Source organism: Vibrio sp. 1978 (assembly GCF_033344345.1).
Window position 1 is genome coordinate 1 of the sequence record NZ_JAWPOP010000341.1, and the last position, 783, is coordinate 783.

1 protein-coding gene and 1 pseudogene are annotated in these 783 nt (G+C 45.8%); both read left to right on the top strand.

What is annotated here, in order from left to right:
• On the top strand, positions 1 to 181 hold a 181-nt coding region (locus R8N49_RS26500), incomplete at its 5' end, for an alanine racemase C-terminal domain-containing protein (protein ID WP_318190366.1).
• Between the two features lie 3 nt (positions 182 to 184).
• Positions 185 to 783: pseudogene (locus tag R8N49_RS26505) on the top strand (hypothetical protein); the annotation flags it as partial.

Here is a 783-nt window from a genome sequence, read left to right on the forward strand (position 1 = left end):
AGTATCAATGGATATGCTGACGGTAGATTTAGGTCCTGATGCCACAGATAAGGTCAGTGACGAAGCGATTCTTTGGGGTAAAGAATTACCTGTCGAAGAGGTTGCGAATCACATTGGTACGATAGCTTATGAGTTGGTGACCAAATTGACGCCTCGCGTCGAAATGGAATATACCAAGTAATCCATGAATAAACGAATCACCTCAATGCTGGCACTTTCTGCCAGCATTTTTTTGTCTTCTCCGGCGCTAAGTTCAGAGAAAGACTCAGCCTTTGTCCCGTTCTATTTCAGTACCGATACGTTGGGCAGTACCGTTGGAGTTGCGGGGGTTGCTAAAGGGGTTGGTCAGCCTCAAGCTGCACTATTTGGTATGGGGCTGTATTCGGAGAAAGACAGCTATATTGGTTTCCTCTCTGCATTTAATTATGCGCTCTCCCCCAATGTGCTGTTCAGTACTCAGATGTACCAAGCTCGTTTTAATGACAGTCCCTATTACTTAGGTGATCAAGGCGATAACAACTCGTCGTTTGAATCTCAGACGATCACAAACAGTGATGAGCAAAAGTATAAGTTCGAATTCAAATACCTGTTGCCGTGGGGCGCGGTGAAAGATCATGGTTTCAAAGGCGCGTTTCTACCCAGCCGCGACGTTCGCAATGCATCGCCTTTGGCGTCGGGCGTTAGCTCTATCCTGCTGACGCCTTTTTATTCATCACGAGCGTTGGATGTATACAATGATAAGAAAGAGCAAGCTTACGGTTTTACATTGGGTTTTGATTGGGA